The organism is Myxococcaceae bacterium JPH2 (genome assembly GCA_016458225.1).
In the GTDB taxonomy this organism is placed as follows: Bacteria; Myxococcota; Myxococcia; order Myxococcales; family Myxococcaceae; genus Citreicoccus.
In genome coordinates, this window is sequence record JAEMGR010000003.1 from 229,557 (window position 1) to 245,899 (window position 16,343).

Here is a 16,343-nt window from a genome sequence, read left to right on the forward strand (position 1 = left end):
CCCCGGACGCCCACCGGACTACATCGCGAGGGCTACCGCATCATCGAGCCCTTCATCTGCTTCTCGAGCTGCTTCGCCGTGCTCTCGTGGCTGTCCACCACGGTCTCGGTCTTGTTGAGCAGCGCGAGGAACGTGGCGTCGTTCTTGTACTCACGACGGCCGTCGTTCAGCAGCTCGCGCCCGTCCTTCTGGTCGTCCGCGATGCGCGACAAGAAGGCCTTGTCGAACTCCTTGCCCTGCTTGGCCTTCAGCTCGTTGATTTCCTTGCGGTCCTCGTCGATCTGCTTGCCCAGCTTCTCGCCGACGTTCTTCATCTTGTCGTTGTAGCCCTGCTGAGCGCCGGAGCCACCCACGCCCTCCTGATTGCCGGAGAGGTCCACCGTGTCGATTTCGATCTGCTTGCTCTGTGCCCAGGCCTTCAGGTCCGACTGATTGCTCTGGTGGTCCTGGAGCAATTGGCTGGCGAAGGCCTTCACTTGTGGATCCGTCGCCTGTTTCTCGGCCAGCTGTGCCAAGGCGATCTGCTTGGCGTTGAAGAGGGCCAGCTTGCCCACGTACTTCTCTCGCTTGGCGGCGGCTTCGCCCACTTGCTTGTCCTGCTTCATCATCTTGTCTTTGTCGTCCGCGTGCGCGACGACGCCGACACCGAGCACCCCCGTCATCATCGTGGCCAGGACGGCTCGCTTGCTCCACGTGTTCTTGCGCATGTCTGCCTCCCATCGAGTGACGCCGAGGGAAGCTGGGAATGAGTGACGAGCCGCGGCAATCCGAGCCCGCCTGCCCGTCCCTCCCCACGGGGCAACGGAGCACCCGTGGGGAGACGCGCCCGGACACCACACCTCGGCGTTACAGCGCCTTGCGAGGCTCACCCGCCGACACGGCCGGTGGGCGAGCGGCCGGCGCGCCGTTCTTCACCGGCTCCTTCGCGGTCATCGGCAGGCCCTGCGTCGCCGCGAACATGCGCGCGAGCATCGCCTCGGCCAACCCGGACTGCCCGCCCTGGCCACCGCCCACCGCGATGTCCGGCACCAGCTTCACGCCGTGCTCGGCCAGCACCGTGGCGATCTGCATCGCGGTGTACGCCGCCGAGCCCAGCGCCTCCTGTCCCATGCGATACGCCTCCGCCTTCGCCAGACCCACCTGACGCACGGCCTCCGCCTCCGCATGAGCCCGCGCGGCGCCCACGCGGCCCACCTGCTCGGCCTCCGCCTCCGCCTTCGCCAGGCCCACGCACTTGAGCGACTCGGCCTCCGCCTCCGAGCGGGCTCGCACGGACGCGGCCTCACCCTTGGCCGTCTCCACCTGCGCGCGCGCGTTCTGCTCGCAGATGCGCACCTGCTGCTCGCTGCGCACCACCTCCGACTGGATGTTCGCGATGGCCAGCTCGCGCTGGAGGTCCTGCCGCTTCACCTCCGCCTCGCGCTGCACCTCGTACGTGCGCTGAAGCTCCTCGGCGATCTTCCGGTCCGTCTGCGTCTTCATCAGCTCCGCGGGCGGCACGATGTCGCCAATCAGCGTGTCGATGCACTCGACGTCGTACTCCTGCAACGCCACCTGGATGGCGTCATAGGCCTGCTGCTGCCGAGCGCTGCGCGCCGACAGGAAGTCCAGCACCGTCACCTCCTGCGCCGAGTTGCGGAAGTAGTTGCCCACCACCGGCTGGAGCACGTGGTCCACCAGGTTCTGCATGCTGCCCACGCGCGAAATCACGCGCGGCGCGTTCTTGGCGCCAATGTGGATGATTTGGGACACGTCCAGGCTGAACCCGAAGCCATCCTTGCTGCGCACCAGGATGCTGGACAGCTGCGAGTCGTAGTGGTGCGCCTCCGTGCGGTTGGCCCAGTTGAGGACGATGTTCGTCGTGGGCACCAACTCCACCTTCATCACCCGCGTGTTGAGCGGATGCTTGCCGGGCAACAGCGGCTCCACCCAGACACCCTTGCGCCCGCGCTCCACCAGGTCGCCGTGCGTGAACGTGTCACCCGACACGTCCAGGTGCTCGCGCCCCACGTAGGACACCACGACGCCCACGTAGCCGATGGGAATCTCCGTGAGCGAAATCAGCTCCACCTTCACGAACCACGGGTTGAGGTTCCACGCGCCCGCGAGCAGCACCTCCTCCTGCAAGCCTCGGCAACCGCCCGCGTCGATGAACGCCTGCGGACGCTGGAAGCTGTCGTGGTCCGGGATGATGGGACCGGCCATGTCACCCGCCGGCACCGGCCGACCATCGTTCGCCGTCACGATGCCCACGCGGTCCGGCGGCACGTGGAACACGCGCAGCTCCGTGGGGTCCACGCCGTGCCGCTTGGCGTTGGCCACGGTCACCACGTCGAACAGCGCGGGGTTGATGCGGTACGTGCCCGCCGTGAGGATGGAGAGCTGACGGCCGCGCTCACCGCCGTGGTCGAGGAACGCCTCGGCGTCCTGGAAGCCATCGGACTCCACCGCGCGCCCCAGGAGCCGCTCGCCGGGCAGCGGCTGGCCGTCATTGGCCACCACCAGAGCGACCTCGCCCGGCGGCACCACGATGAGCGGCACGCGCGTCACCTTGTAGCGCCAGCGCCACAGCCCGAGGTGCCAACCCGGAGACAAGAGTCGCGCCTGATAACCCGCCTCGCCGCTGCGCGCGATGAGGCGCCCGGGAGGGAGCGCCGCGCCGAAGCGCTTGATGACCAGTCCGGACTCACCCTCGCCGATGACGACGCAGCCCACCTTGAACACGAGCCAGAGCAGCACCACTGGCACGCCCACCACCAGCCCGAGCAGCACCCCGTGGGACTCCATGAAGTCCAACATCCGATGTGACCTTCCTTTCGAAGTCGCTTGCTCGTCACTGCATCCACCAGGCCACACGCCAACCTGCTGGAATCACTCGAAATGGGTGGTAGGGCCTCGGGACGAAACCGAATTGGATTTCCGCGCGACCGGTGGTTGATTTCGGTGCATGGCCAACATCCGGTGGGAGGGCCCGCCCCCTCCGTCGTCGCTGTCCGCGCGGCTGACGTCGGCGGGACACCAGCTCGTCTCGCGAGGCACGGTGGACGTGGTCGTGCTGCACACGGCGAGCGGCGCACGCGTTCCGTCCGCGCCCCCGGGAGGACGGCCCTGGGTCTGGGCGTCGCGAGCGAAGCTCTCACCCCAAGCCGCCACCGAGGCCGCGCTGGTGGGCGCCTACGACGCCCTGTGGCTGGGTGCGCCCACGGGGCCCGAGCGATTGATGGCGCGGCTCGCGGAGCTGGCGGTGCCGGTGACCGCGCCCACCGAGGCGAGCACCTTCGTGGCGCGAAGCGCGGCGGCTCGCGCGGTGCTGGAGCAGATGGCGCGCGCCGCACGCACGTCGATGCCCGTGCTGATCACCGGCGAGACGGGAACGGGCAAGGAGGTGACCGCGCGACTGCTGCACGTCTGGAGCGCGCGGCGCGAGGGCCGCTTCGTGCCCATCAACTGCGCGGCCATTCCCAATGAGCTGATGGAGGGAGAGCTGTTCGGCTACGCGAAGGGCGCGTTCTCCGGCGCGACGCACGGCTTCGATGGGCAGCTCATGGCGGCCGAGCACGGCACGGTGTTCCTGGATGAAATCGACGACACGCCGCTGTCGCTCCAGATGAAGCTCTTGCGCGTGCTGGAGGACCGCGTGGTGACGCGCCTGGGAGAGTCCGAGCCGCGCAAGGTGGACTTCCGCATCCTCGCGGCGACCAACCGAGACTTGCGCGAGCTCATCGCGAAGGGAGCGTTTGGCGCGGACCTGTACGAGCGACTGGCCATCGTGAGCATTCACCTGCCACCGCTGCGCGAGCGCGCGGAGGACCTGCCCGCGCTGGCGGAGCACTTCATCGCGCGCTTCCAGCGAGAGGAGCCCACCGCGCCGCAAGGCCCCTTGCACGTCACGCCCGAGGCACTGGCCGCGCTCCAGGCGTATCCCTGGCCAGGCAACATCCGAGAACTGCGCAACGTGCTGTTCGAGGTGCTCGTCTACAAGCGAGCGGGCGCGGAGATCCTCCCGTCGGACTTGCCACGCCGCGTGTTGAAGCGGGGCCTGGAGCACACGGCGCGAGGCTGCGTGGACGCAAGCGCGCTGTCACGCGCCATGGAGGCGGGCAGCTTCAACCTGCGCGAGGAAGTGGAGACACTGGAGCGACTGGCCTTGTCGGTGGCGCTGGAGCGCGCGGGAGGCAACGCCGTGCGAGCCGCGACCCTGCTGGGCGAAGTAGGCCGAGGCCGCAGCACGGACCCAGGAGCCACGGTGCGAGCCATGATGCGCCGGCTCACCGTGAACCGCGCCGACTGACACCGAGTCAGTGGGACGCTGCTCCCGCATCCGTGCTTCATCGAACCGGATGCGAATGCGTCGAGCGACCACACTCTGTCCACGAGCGTTGATTACTCAACCGTGCGGCGGGAGTGACTCAGCGCGCTTCGGGCTTCCCATAGGCGCGCTTGAGCAGCGCGTCGTTGGACAGGCCACTGGCCTTGGCCGCCTCCACGTCCAGGCCCTCACCGTGGCCTTGGCCTTGGCCCTCGAACACCACGCGCTCGCCGTCGAACGAGGCGCGCCGAGGGCACGCCAGCAACTTCAGCGCCGAGCGCAACAACTCACACGGCAGCGTGCGTGCGTCCTCGTATGGCGTCCCTGATTCCACCACGCCGCGAAGGTACAGCACGCGCCCTGCCTCGAAGCGCAGGGACACCAGCCCCTTCCCCAGCACCGCCTCCACCTGCTCGCGCCGGCGCTCCTCTCTCCACGGCTCATCGCCGCCCTGGGAGAACGGCAACCACGCATCCCAAGGCAGCGCCGGCAGCGACAACGCGCGCGTCTCTTCCTTCTTCGCCCGCACGGTGCCTCGGAAGGCCTGACAGTGCGTGGTGTCACAGATAGCGCGGTCTGGATGTCGACTGTGCCGCTCGTTGTGCGCCACCACGCGCGCCAGCGCCACGCGCGCCTCGCCCGACAGCGATGCGTCCTCCGCCGTCACCACGCCCGCGACGTACTGGAGCCGTGTCGTGCGGAAGACGAAGTCCGAGCCCCGCCGCGCCTTCAAGGCCCGAGGCGTCGTCGGCACTCCTGGCGGCGGTCGATACGCTGGCGGCACGTCCCACGTGAACACCCCCGCGTAGTCGCGCCCCTCCTCCGCTCCGTCAGGGAAACGCACGCGCCACGGCATCCCCAGACATACCGCCGACCCCTTCTCCACCAGGCCCGCCAGCGAGGAGAACTCTCCCGGCACCGCGCGCGGAACCCCGGCCTCCAGCGCGAACCCGAGCCCCGGACACCGCGCCTCGATGACATTCGGAGCCACCAACCCCAGCACCTGCACGCGCGCGGCCTCCGTGCCTCCGTGCCCCTTCCCTCGCGCCAGGACCTTCGAGACCTCATCCGCGAACTGCCGAGGCATCTTCCCGGGCCGCAGCAGCACCGCCACCACGTCCGCGTCCACCGCGACAATCCACCCGAGCTGCGGCCGGCTCGCCGCGTCGCGCACCGTGCCCGTCTTGGTCGCCACGCCCACCAGCGCCGAGGACGCGGGCAAGTCACTCAACGTCCCTCGCGCGGCATTGTCCGCCAGCAACGCCATGACGTCCGGACGCGCCTCGGCCAGCAGCCGGTACGCCTGAGCCATTCCCCACGGAGACACTGCCCGCGTCGAGCGCAGCCCGATGGCCTCGGCCATGTCCACCGAGCCCCCCACAAGCCCCAGCGCGGACAGCACCGGCCCCCACGCCCCGAACGACCGGGGCGCCGAGCCCGCTGCCTCCCAATCCAGGAAGTACCCATTGCACGAGCGCAGGAGCGCCGTGCGCGCATCCAGCGCGTCGGGCAAGCCCGGCCCACACGCCCACTCCTGCACGCCGTCGCGACGCGGCAGCACCGGATGCTCACGCGCCGCCGCATACACGAAGGGCTTCAACGTCGAGCCATACGGCAGCGCTCGCCGCACGTCGCCCTCCGCCACCAGCACCTCGCCCGAGTGACGACTGAGCACCAGCGTCGCGGGCGCGGCCTCGCGCACCGCCACGTCCGCCAGCTCCTCCAACGACAGCGGCACCAGCCACCGCGCCCCGTCCTGACACTGGCGCAGCCGGCGCGTCAGCGCCGCGGGGAAGCCCTGGCTCTCTCCCAGGATTCGCGCCAGCGCGCGCCGAGCCCGGAGCGTGTCCACGGAGGGCGCGCTCGCCACCTCCGCCGCCGCGCGCGACAGCGACTGATACGGCGCCTCGCGCCACGCGGACAGCTCGCCGCTCGTCATCAGCGCGAACGCTTCATGGAAGAGCCGGTCCTCACTGGACGCGGGACAGGCCCACCACAGGAGCTGATGCGCCAGCTCGTGGCGCAGCGCCACGCGCAGCCGCTCCTCCAGCACGCCCGGCGTGTTCTGCCGCAGCTCCACCAGCCCTGGGCGCCCCTGCGCGTTGCGCTCGGGGGCCATCACGCTGCCCTTCTGGAGCACCACCGTGCCGGGAGCCCGCGAGGGCGCGCTCCCGGCCTGGGCGACGTACACCGCCTCCACGGACGCCCAAGCGGCCTCCGCCTCGCGACGAAGGTCCGCCTCGGGCGTCACGTCGCCCCGCGTGACGAAGGTGGGAGAGGCCGCCAGCAGCGTGGCGACCACGGCGGCCCACCCCATGAACTACAGGTCGCCCTGGGGCTTCTGCGAGGGCGCCACCTTCAGCACATCCGCGGCCGTGCGACCGTGGATGCGCGCCGCGTACATGTCCTCGATGGTCGCCGGCGGCGCCGAGAACGTGCCAGCGAACTGCGCACGCATCACGTAGCCCATGACGCGCGGCGTGTTGCTCCACCACGCGGGCTCCTCGAAGAAGAACGTGGCCCGCTCCGGGCTGAGCTGCCGGCGCTTGAGCGCCTCGGGAGCCAGCGGCAGCGCGTGCGGCGGACCGCGGAAGGCCTTGTCCTCCTGGAGCGGCACGAAGCCCGCGGGCACCGCGTCCTCCACCACGTAGTACGCCGACCGCGCCCGGTTCTCCCCGCGCGCATCCAGCGTCAGCTCCACGTAGACCTCCTCGCCTTGGGACACGGCGGTGCCGGACTCCAGCTTCACCTTCCCGCCCTCGCGCAGCACGTAGTACGCGCGCTGGATGGACATGCCCTCGGACTTCGCCTGCACCGAGGACAGCGGCGTCAGCGCGGACGCCCGCAGCGTGGCCACGCCATCGAAGCCGCCCACGTCCACCGTGCGAGTCCCCGGCGCCAGGGTGGCCACCAGGCCCATGCCGCGCGGCGAGAACTTCACCGCGCCCTTCGCGCCCTTCACCTCGGGCGGCGTCATCCCGCGGAACGCCTTCGCATCCCGCTCGATGAGCCACAGCGAGTGCAGCAGCGCGGTGCTCCGGTCGAACGTCGACAGGTCCGGCTCGCTCAGCAGCTCCAGGATGCGCTTGCGAGCGCGCGTGACATCCAGCGTGCCGAACGACGCCGCGTGCGCGGTGATGGCCGTCAGGCCCACGCGCCGCAGCGGATAGCGGAAGAACGCCTCGGACAGCTGCGGCTCCTGGCCCTGCTTCAGGCTGGCCAGGGTGGCGAAGCCCTCCGTGCTCCGAGCCACCAGCGCGTTGATGCGCTCCTGGAGGGCCGCCTCCTTCATCACGCCCGCCTTCTCCGCCGCGAGCACCGCGAGGGCCAGCGAGTACAGGTCGCCCGGCTGCGCGCCCTGCACGAGCGCACGGACCCGCGCCGCCTGTCGCGGCCCCTGCAACCGAGCCAGCACGTAGGCACGGGTGGCCTCGTACTCCGGCGGCAGGTTCTGCTGTCCATCGAGCCACGTCGCCGTCTCGGTGATGCGCGGGTCATCGCGGTCCGCCAGCCCCGCGTCGACCGCGTACGCCAGACCATCCATGGCGATGAGGGTGAGCGGCAGGCTCGGCTCGCTGTAGCCACCGAACCACGTGAAGCCGCCACCACGGACCTCCAGCGCCAGGATGCGCGCGGTGCCTTGCACGGCGCGGCTGCGCGCCTCCGCCAGGAGCGCCTGCGTGTCCGTGTCCAGCTTGTCCAACGTGCCCGCCTTCTGGAGCACCTGGTAGAGCGCCACGTTGGGCACCGTGGTGGAGACGAGCTGCTCCAGGCACCCGTACGGATACGTGAGCAGCTCCCGCACGTTGGTGAGCGCCGCGTCCACCACCGAGGGCTGGAGCACGAGCTGCACGCCCGTCAGCGTCGCCGAGTCCGCCGCGGGGAGCGCCAGCGCGCCACCGCCCCACGCGCTCACCTGCACCTCGTCCTCCACCGCGGCGGGCCGCACATCGAAGCCCTTCGTGTCCCGCAGCGGATCCTTCCCACCCGTCACCGCGACCGCGAGCTGCGCGGCGCCCGTGGCCGAGGCCTTCAGCGTCACCGGCACCACCTTCTCGCCGCCCTTGGCCAGCTCCACCTTGACCTGCGACTGCTCCGCCTTGAGCGCGCCCGCCGACGCCAGCTTCACGTCGAGCACCTGACTGCCCTCGGACTTCTCGCCCGCCGACAGCCGCACGGACGCGAGCGCCTCGTCACCCTCGCGGAGGAACTGCGGCAACGCGGCGTACAGGTTGACGCCCCCCCGCGTGGCGAACTCGGACGTGCCTTCGCCGAAGCGACCGGACGTGTCCGCGGCCACCGCCGTAATCACCCACAGCGTCTGGTTGGACGGCAGCGTGAAGCGCACCGTCGCGCGCCCATCCCGGTCCGTCACCACCGCCGGGTCCCAGTGCGCGGTGTCCTTCTCCAGGTCGCGCGCCTGACGACTGGGCGGCTTGATGGACGCGAAGGCGTGGTCCGGCAGTCCGGACAGCTTGCGCGCCAGCGCCTCGCCGTAGCCGTAGCCCTGGAACTCGGACGAGTAGAAGTTCGACACGTTGTTGCGCGCGGGCGGATAGAAGAAGTCCAGCACCTTGGGCCGGAACTCGCTCTGGATGGCGTAGACCGCCTTGTCCACCACGCCCACGGACACCTGCGCCACCACGCCTCGGCCCTCGCTGTCGGTGACGCGCAACTCGAGCGACTGGTCGCTCAGCGGCGCCGTCTCCGCGCGCTGCGGCTGCACCGACACCGTGAGCGTGCGCTCGCGCGGCACCACGCGGAACGCCACCGTGCGCTCCTCCCAACGGCCCGAGGCCGTGGGGTACGCAACGGACGCGTACACCGCGCTGCCGAAGCGCTTCTCCACGTCGAAGGCGTGCACCAGCGTGCGGCCCTTGAGCGACACGAGCTGCGTGCCGTACAGACCCGCGCCCGTCAGCGTCACCCACACCGAGCCCGCGTCACGGCCATCCGGACCCCAACCGTCCGGCAGCAGCGCCACCAGCCGAGCTGTGTCCCCCGGTTCCAGCGCGCCCGAGAGCGACGCCAGCGTGAGGTTGGGCACCTGCGCCACCGGCTCATCCTCGGCGCCGATGACGAGCAGGGACTCCTCGCCCGTCCACGCCTCGCCGCGCTTGTCCTTCAACGTCACGCGCGCCAGCACCGCGCCCACGTCACCGGTGGGCACCTTCTCGCGGTGCGTCCCGTCCGCCGCCGTGGTGAACGAGCGCTTGCCCAGGCTCTTCTCCTTGCCGTCCGCGCGCCGCAGCACGAACTCCACCTCGCCCTGCGTGGCGCCGTAGGCCTTGCCCGACAGCGTGGTGGCGCGCAGCGACAGCATCGCCTCGCCACCCTTGGACACCACCGGCTCCGAGTAGCGCGCCGTGCCCAGCACCTCCACCTTCGACAGGAAGAAGGCCGCGGTGGCGTTGGCGAACGTCTCCTGGTCGTCCCGCGCGCGCACGGTCAGCGTGTAGCGGTACGGCAGGCGCTCCTCGCCCGGCTTCAGCTCGGGGACGGCGATCTCGATGGAGGCATCGCCATTCGCGTCGAACGCGCTCGCGCTCGACCACGGGTCCTCCGTGGCGCTGCGCTCCGCGACCGACGAGTACAGCCGCTCGGGGACGCTCAGCTTGCCCTCCGTGGTGGAGGCGGTGCCGTACGTCACCGCGCTGCCCTGGCCACCCTTGCCCGCGTCATCCACCCAGGCCGGCGCGTCCAGCAGGCTGCGGTAGAGGAACACCTCGTACTTCGCGCCCGCCGGGATGCCGCCCGCGTAACGGCGCGCGTGCACCTTCGCGCGCAGCGTCTTTCCGGGTGTCACCGTCTCCGAGTCGGGCTCCACCTCCAGGTAGAACGTGGGCTTCACGTAGTCCTGCACCCGGGCCTCGCCCTGGTACGGATGCGTGTCCAGCTCCGCCTCCACGCGCAGCACGCCCGTGCCCAGGTCCTCCGGCACCTTCAGCGTGCCGTTGAACGCACCGAAATCGTCCACCGTCGCGCGCGTGGTGAGGGCACGCCCCTCCTGGGACACCAGCTTCACCAGCACGTCGCGCTTCTTCGGCGTGAACAGGCGCGCCAGGAAGGTGTCCGGCTGCCGCACGAGCCCGCGGAACTTCACCTCGTTGCCCGGCTTGTAGATGGGCCGGTCGCTGTAGATGAACACGTCCGGCGCCACCGCCAGCGCGGAGTAGAAGTCCGTGTCCACGATGGCCGTGTCCCCGTCCACCGTCGCGGTGGCGATGAGGCGCGGCTCATCCACCGCCAGCGTCACCTCCCCCTTCGCGTCCGTCGTGCCCGTGGGCCCCTTGCCCTTGGCCAGGTACACCTGCACGTTCGCGCCCTCGCGCGGCTTCTGGTCCCGACCCGCCACGCGCACCAGCACCTGTCCGTCCGTCTGCTTGAGCTGCACGGACAGGTCGCTGACCACGAGCACCACCTGTCCCTCCACCCGCCCCTGCACGAGTTGGAGGACGTAGGTGCCCGGCGGCAGCGGCGCGAGCACCACGCGGCGCTCCTGGAAGCCGCCGCTGTAGCCACTGGTGTCGAAGCCGGGGACGTTGAAGTCCCGCTCCGCGCCGCCCAGGTCCAGGTTCAGCCACTGGCTGCGCACCACGGAGAAGCCCGGAGGCGTGCCCACCAACTTCTCGGGCCCCTCGGACACCTTCGCGAGCTGCTCGCCCGAGGACGAGGCCGCAGGAGCCTGGGGCAGCACGCCCACCAGGTCCTCGCGGATGGGCAGCGACATCGAGTTGAGCAGCCACCGCCCCGGCGAGTGCACCGCGTTGAGGCCCCGGCTGAGCGCGCGGCCCGGGTTCACCAGGGTGGGCGGCGCCTGATACGCGCGCCGCAGGTCCGTCTGCGCGCGGATGAACGCGTCCACGTTCTCCGGCTTGAGGACGCGCAGCTCCACGGGGCCCTTGTCCTCGAAGGCCACGTCCACGCCCACGGGCTCCTGGCTGCCATAGGAGCGCGGCACGGTGATGTAGAGCGGCTTGGCCGCGGCCACGCCGGACAGCGCGAGCGCGACGAGCGCCACGATGCGATGAGCAATCTTCATGACCCGAAACCTCCAGGAACCAGCGCGTCGCCCTTCACCGTGCCGTGCAGGCCCAGGTACGGAAGCGACTCCAAGTCACGGCGGGCCGCCTCGATTTCGGGCGGCACGGCCTTGGGAAGAGGCGCGTCGCGACCCGCGCGCACCTCGGATGCATAGCCATCTCGCGTCAGGCCGCTGAGCAGCCGTCCCAGGTTGACACCCAGGGACACGGACGCGGGCGTCCGCAGGCCCGCCACCACCGGGCCCGCGGCGTTGAGCAGGTTGGGGCTCTTGCCCTCACAGGCGCGGCGCAGGCGCTCCAGCTCCTCCGCCGTGCTGGCCAGCGCCACGTGGTTGCACAGCGTGGCGCGCTGAAGCGTGTGCGAGCCACCCGTGAAGAGCTTCTCCAGCGCGGGCGCGTCCTCCTTGCGCCCCCAGAGCAGCGACAGCGCCATGGGCAGCGACGAGTCTCCGCGCGGCGTCCACACCACCGCCACCTGCCGCGTGACGGTGGGGCCCTTGCCGCCACCGTCCACCTTCCAGAAGGTCTTGAGCGCGTCGGGCTCCAGGGACGCGGGCAGCTTGAGCTGGAGCGTCAGCAGCACCGGCGCGTCCTCGGGAATCAGCCGCAGCAGGTCATCCGACAGGGGCGCGCTGTCCAGCCGCGCGGGCCCATCCATCAGCTCGCCCGCGATGCCCTTGCCCACCAGACGGTCGCCCTCGACGGCGAACTGGAGGCGCGTGTGCTCGCCCAGGCCCAGCACGTGGCCGAGCAGCTGCGCCTCGCGGCCGTAGGACTTCGCGTCGAAGCCCACCTCCACGTCCACGCCCGAATCACCGTCGAGCTTGGGCAGCCCCGTGCACAGGCCCTGGAGCACCACCACCGGGTGCCGCGCGAGCACCAGCCGGTCCTCCGACCGCGCCGCCCACAGCGTCTGCTCCGCCACCAGCCAGCGCGACAGGTGGAAGCCGCCCGCGGGGGCCTGGCCCTCACCGCCCGGGCAGCCCTCCGCGGTCATCTCGCTGCGACGCGCCACCTTGTCCAACGCCTGCCAGGCCGACGCGGAAGCCGAGTCCGGGCGCGGCAGGATGAACGCCGGAGTGCCCGCGCGCGCATCGCCGCTGAACCACACGGCCCGGAAGGGCACGTCCAGCAGCCGGCCCGCCACCACATCCAGCACGGCGCCCTTGAAGTCCGCCTTCAGGTCCTCGCCGGTCGTGCCGAAGAAGGCCGCCCACCCGCCGATGAAGCCCTTGCCCACGGGCTGGGAGAGCGTCTGCTTCAGCCACGCGTTGCGCGCCATCGCGTCGCGCACCTTTCCGGGCGCGTACACGTCCACCCAGACCGCGGCGGGGGCGGCGCTGCCCGGGACGTCCATCTTCACGGCCTCGGTGGGGACCTCCGGCATGCCCTCCACGGTGGCTCCCGCGGTGGGAGGCCCCTGGCGCTCGCCCGTCGAGAACGACGAGCCCGAGCCGCTCCCTGTCCCGCTGCGGCGGCCCATCACGAAGGCGCCCGCGACCAGGGCGCCGATGAGCACCGCGCCCGCGGCAATGAACACGCCCTTGGGAGGTCCACCGGCCTTGCGGGGACCCGAGGGCGGCGCCGCGGGAGGCGGCGTGCCCGAAGGGCTCGTGGGAGATGTCATGGCATCCACTCCTTGAATCGGAAGAAGCCCAGGAACGCAGCGTTCTGGGGCACCGGGCGCCACTCCAGGGGCGCCTCGGCAGAAAGGGTGTCGAGCACGCCGGTGCGCACCGCGGCGCCCGGCTCGCCCGGGTGATAGACGACGCGCGCGGGCGCGTGGGCCCGGTCCTCCGGGCGCACCACCAGCATGAGGTGGAACACAGGGCCCGCGTCGTGCTCCTGGCGGAAGGCGAGGATGTCGCCCGTGCGCAGCGACTCGCGCGCGGCGGCATCACGGCCCAGCGTCGCGAAGCTGTGCGTCAGCAGCGTCTCCGCATCCGCGAAGTCCGCGGGCGCCCCCCGCATGTCTCGCCACAGCGGCGAGCCGAGCCGCCCCGCGTCCACGCGCTTGTAGGCGACGCGATAGGCGAAGCGGATCAGGCCCGCGCAGTCCCGCTGTTCCGGGTGCCACGTCGCGTCCATCCGCTGCACCTGCGCCAGCGCGACGCGCGCCACTTCCTGACGCAGGCGCGCGGCCCGCGACTCGACTGGAGTCAGCGGCACCGGAGGCGGCGCTGCGGCCACCGGTTCGGCGGCCATCAGGGACAGCAGCAGGGACAGGGCAAGCATGGGGAGCGCGACCGGGACGGTGGGGCCCAGGTTCAGTAGTCGCCCTCGCCGCCGGAGTCGCCGTTCGCCTGGAGCGCCTTGAGCGCCGCATCCAGATTCGTGGGCCAGCCGGAGCCCCGAGGCTTCGGGTCCTGCGAGGGCACGTAGGTCTCCGCCTGTCCGTCGCCCAGGATGTTCACCCACGCGAGCACGCGGGTGGTGCCGGGCGTGGCCAGCGGGATGCGCACCATGCGGCGGATCTCGTGCGGCGTGCCCTCGAACAGGACGAGGTTCAGCGTCGCCACGGTGTGCGCCTTGTCACCGCTGGGCCAGTAGTTGGTGGCGATGAGGTAGACGCCCTTGGGCGGCGCGCGGTGGACGTAGAGGTACGGGCCGTAGGCGGGCTGGTCGAAGTCACCGCCCTGCTCGTTGAGGAAGAAGGTGCCGCCCGAGGGGCTCGCCGTGTTGGCCCAGTACACGTGGGCCATCGTCTTCACATCGAGCGTGCTGCCCGACTCGCTCTTGTCCGTGGGCTCGTAGATGTGGAGGTCCGTGTACACGCCATCCGTGTCGCTCGTGAGGATGGCCTTGAGCGGCACCGAGGGGACCTGCGCGTAGCTGGTGGCCTGCGTGCGCGCCGTGCCGGCCTGATTCGTCGCCATCACCGTGACGATGTTCTTGCCGCTGGCCGCGGGGAACTTGCGGCTGAAGCGCCCGTTGTACGTGCGCATCAAGTAGCGGTCGCCGTTGATGGAGACGACCACCGGATCAATGGTGGTGTCGCTGAGCGTGCCCTCCACCAACATCATCCGGTCCACCGTCCAGCCCCCAGACGGGGCGGACAGCCGCACGGTGGGCAAGGTCTTGCCCTTGCCAATGGGCACCCCGTGCTGACGAGAGGGGGCCTCAGGCGCGGCTTGCGACAGGAGCACGGCGAGAAGAACAGGAAGCATCGCGGGGCTCATCCAGGTAGGCAAAAGGGCGACAGGAGCGTCGTCGAACGGACAGCGTGGGGCAGCACCGTCGCCCATTTCAAGCCGTCTGCCAACTGACTCCCGGCGGGCCGCGCGCGCCAGGTGAGTCCCGGACCGCACGGACCGAGGTCGCCCAGCCACGCCCACATCCAGGTGCGTGGCTGGAGCCCCACGGGCCGTGGCGGTGCACGGCGGGTCTACGCGGGCGGACGCTCCCAGTCCTGTCCCTGGACCAGGCCCGCCACCATCGCGGCGATCTGATCGCGAATCTTCTGCACCTCATCCTGGGACTTGCCGGCGGGGTCCTCGAGCGGCCAGTCCACGCGCTGGAGCGCGGGCGGCGCGTTCGGGACGGGACCGAACGTGCCCAGGGCGATGAGCATCAGCGCCTCGCGCGTCATCGCCTCGGTGAGCTTCTGGGGCTTCACGCTCGACAGGTCCACGCCGATGTCCGCCATGGCCGCGAGCACTTCCGGGCGCACCTTCTGGCCAGGCTCCGACCCCGCCGAGAGCGCACGAGCCTTCGAAGGGTCCGCCAGCAGATTGAAGAAGGCCGCCGCCATCTGGGAGCGACCCTCGTTGTGCACACACGCGAAGATGACAGTCTTCATCCGTACCGCCTCCAGAGGAGCGTTGGCAGTCATTGCGTCCCGCCCGTCCGTTCGAACTAGCACATCCAGCGCGAGTCCGGGCGTCGAAGGCAACGGAGCGTGAAACAACGTTTCAGAGCGCCGCTCCGACCATGAGTGCGTCATGCCCCACGGGGTGGGTGATGGTTCCAGGTGGACACTGCCCCGCTGAACATCCGACCAGGACGGGCCCCGTCGGATCCTCGTGGTGCCTAGCTTCGTGGCGGACATGGCGCACACGCCGGCATGGATGTGGTGGGTCTTCTGGGCGCTGCTGCTGACGCTGCTCGGCGTGGATCTGCTCGCTCACCGGGGGAGCCGGGGACAATCTCGCGGGGCGGCACTCGCGTGGACGGGGGTCTGGGTGGCCGTGGGGCTGGCCTTCGGTGGCTTCGTGTGGGCCGCGCGGGGCGGCGAGGCGGCCAGCACATACCTGGCGGCGTGGCTCATCGAGAAGAGTCTCAGTCTGGACAACCTCTTCGTGTTCCTCGTCATCTTCCGAGGGCTCGGCGTGCCCCCCTCCCTGCAGCACCCGGTGCTCTTCCTGGGCATCTTCGGCGCGCTGGTGCTGCGCGCGGGCTTCATCTTCGCGGGCGCGGCGGCGCTGGAGCGCTGGTCCTGGGTGTCCTACGTCTTCGGCGCCATCCTGCTCGTCACCGCGTGGCGCGTGCTGCGCGAGGACCCCGCGAAGCAGGGCGACAGCCGCGTGGTGCAATGGCTGTCACGGCGCCTGCCCGTGACGCGGGAGCTGGACGGCGCCCGCTTCGTGGTGAAGCACGAGGGTCGCAGGCTGGCCACGCCGCTCCTCCTCGCGGTGGTGGGGCTGGAGGTGACGGACATCCTCTTCGCGGTGGACTCCGTGCCGGCCGCGTTCTCCGTCACGCACGACACGTTCCTGCTCTACAGCTCCAACGCCTTCGCCATCCTCGGCCTGCGCGCGCTCTACCTCGTCATCGCCGAGGCGGTGGGCTCGCTCGAGTACCTGCACTACGGGCTCGCGGGGGTGCTCGGCTTCGCGGGCCTGAAGATGGTGGTGGCCCGCTGGGTGGAGATTCCCCCGCTGCTCTCCGTGGGCATCATCCTCGCGCTCCTCGGCGCCGCGGTGGGGGCCAGCCTTCGCCACGCGCGGCGCCATCGCCCCACGCCACCCACGCGGCGTGAGGCGGAGGCGTAA

At 70.8% G+C, this 16,343-nt stretch carries 10 protein-coding genes; 2 read left to right on the forward strand and 8 right to left on the reverse strand.

The features are described 5' to 3' along the window. Positions 1-32 precede the first annotated feature (32 nt). A complete protein-coding gene (locus tag JGU66_05645; GenBank protein ID MBJ6760237.1) occupies positions 33-707 on the reverse strand; it encodes a DUF4142 domain-containing protein in 675 nt (224 codons plus the stop codon). Between the two features lie 139 nt (positions 708-846). Continuing rightward, positions 847-2,799, reverse strand: a complete 1,953-nt coding sequence (locus JGU66_05650) for a hypothetical protein (GenBank protein MBJ6760238.1) — start codon at positions 2,797-2,799, stop codon at positions 847-849. A 148-nt stretch (positions 2,800-2,947) separates the two neighbouring features. Here JGU66_05650 and JGU66_05655 point away from each other — a divergent pair, with 148 nt between their 5' ends. Beyond that, positions 2,948-4,291: a sigma 54-interacting transcriptional regulator gene (locus JGU66_05655; GenBank protein ID MBJ6760239.1), complete on the forward strand. Its 1,344-nt coding sequence runs from the start codon at positions 2,948-2,950 to the stop codon at positions 4,289-4,291. Positions 4,292-4,409: 118 nt separating this feature from the next. On the opposite strand, the gene JGU66_05660 is transcribed toward JGU66_05655, so the two are convergent. The 6 genes from JGU66_05660 to JGU66_05685 form a co-directional block, all read right to left on the reverse strand. Beyond that, on the reverse strand, positions 4,410-6,626 hold the full coding sequence (locus tag JGU66_05660; GenBank protein MBJ6760240.1) for a SpoIID/LytB domain-containing protein: 2,217 nt from the start codon (positions 6,624-6,626) through the stop codon (positions 4,410-4,412). A gap of 3 nt (positions 6,627-6,629) precedes the next feature. Then, complete coding sequence (locus JGU66_05665; protein MBJ6760241.1) at positions 6,630-11,351, reverse strand: alpha-2-macroglobulin; 4,722 nt, start codon at positions 11,349-11,351, stop codon at positions 6,630-6,632. Beyond that, positions 11,348-12,979, reverse strand: coding sequence for a hypothetical protein (locus tag JGU66_05670; GenBank protein ID MBJ6760242.1), 1,632 nt, complete (start codon positions 12,977-12,979; stop codon positions 11,348-11,350). Before JGU66_05670 ends, JGU66_05665 begins: the two co-directional genes overlap by 4 nt. Then, complete coding sequence (locus tag JGU66_05675; protein MBJ6760243.1) at positions 12,976-13,587, reverse strand: DUF1175 family protein; 612 nt, start codon at positions 13,585-13,587, stop codon at positions 12,976-12,978. Before JGU66_05675 ends, JGU66_05670 begins: the two co-directional genes overlap by 4 nt. A 32-nt stretch (positions 13,588-13,619) precedes the next feature. After that, entirely contained in the window at positions 13,620-14,519 is a 900-nt protein-coding gene (locus tag JGU66_05680) for a DUF2135 domain-containing protein (GenBank protein MBJ6760244.1), read from the reverse strand. A gap of 218 nt (positions 14,520-14,737) precedes the next feature. Continuing rightward, entirely contained in the window at positions 14,738-15,151 is a 414-nt protein-coding gene (locus JGU66_05685; GenBank protein MBJ6760245.1) for an arsenate reductase ArsC, read from the reverse strand. A gap of 247 nt (positions 15,152-15,398) precedes the next feature. Between JGU66_05685 and JGU66_05690 the strand changes: the two genes are divergently transcribed. Next, the gene (locus tag JGU66_05690; protein MBJ6760246.1) at positions 15,399-16,343 is read left to right on the forward strand and encodes a TerC/Alx family metal homeostasis membrane protein; all 945 of its coding nucleotides are present in this window, start codon (positions 15,399-15,401) and stop codon (positions 16,341-16,343) included.

What these genes read in the sequence shown, in the direction of transcription:
- JGU66_05680 (MBJ6760244.1), bottom strand. Translation starts at nt 14,519, where the DNA reads ATGCTTCCTGTTCTTCTCGCCGTGCTCCTGTCGCAAGCCGCGCCTGAG.
- JGU66_05675 (MBJ6760243.1), bottom strand. Translation starts at nt 13,587, where the DNA reads ATGCTTGCCCTGTCCCTGCTGCTGTCCCTGATGGCCGCCGAACCGGTG.
- JGU66_05655 (MBJ6760239.1), top strand. Translation starts at nt 2,948, where the DNA reads ATGGCCAACATCCGGTGGGAGGGCCCGCCCCCTCCGTCGTCGCTGTCC.
- JGU66_05650 (MBJ6760238.1), bottom strand. Translation starts at nt 2,799, where the DNA reads ATGTTGGACTTCATGGAGTCCCACGGGGTGCTGCTCGGGCTGGTGGTG.
- JGU66_05670 (MBJ6760242.1), bottom strand. Translation starts at nt 12,979, where the DNA reads ATGACATCTCCCACGAGCCCTTCGGGCACGCCGCCTCCCGCGGCGCCG.
- JGU66_05665 (MBJ6760241.1), bottom strand. Translation starts at nt 11,351, where the DNA reads ATGAAGATTGCTCATCGCATCGTGGCGCTCGTCGCGCTCGCGCTGTCC.
- JGU66_05685 (MBJ6760245.1), bottom strand. Translation starts at nt 15,151, where the DNA reads ATGAAGACTGTCATCTTCGCGTGTGTGCACAACGAGGGTCGCTCCCAG.
- JGU66_05690 (MBJ6760246.1), top strand. Translation starts at nt 15,399, where the DNA reads ATGGCGCACACGCCGGCATGGATGTGGTGGGTCTTCTGGGCGCTGCTG.
- JGU66_05660 (MBJ6760240.1), bottom strand. Translation starts at nt 6,626, where the DNA reads ATGGGGTGGGCCGCCGTGGTCGCCACGCTGCTGGCGGCCTCTCCCACC.
- JGU66_05645 (MBJ6760237.1), bottom strand. Translation starts at nt 707, where the DNA reads ATGCGCAAGAACACGTGGAGCAAGCGAGCCGTCCTGGCCACGATGATG.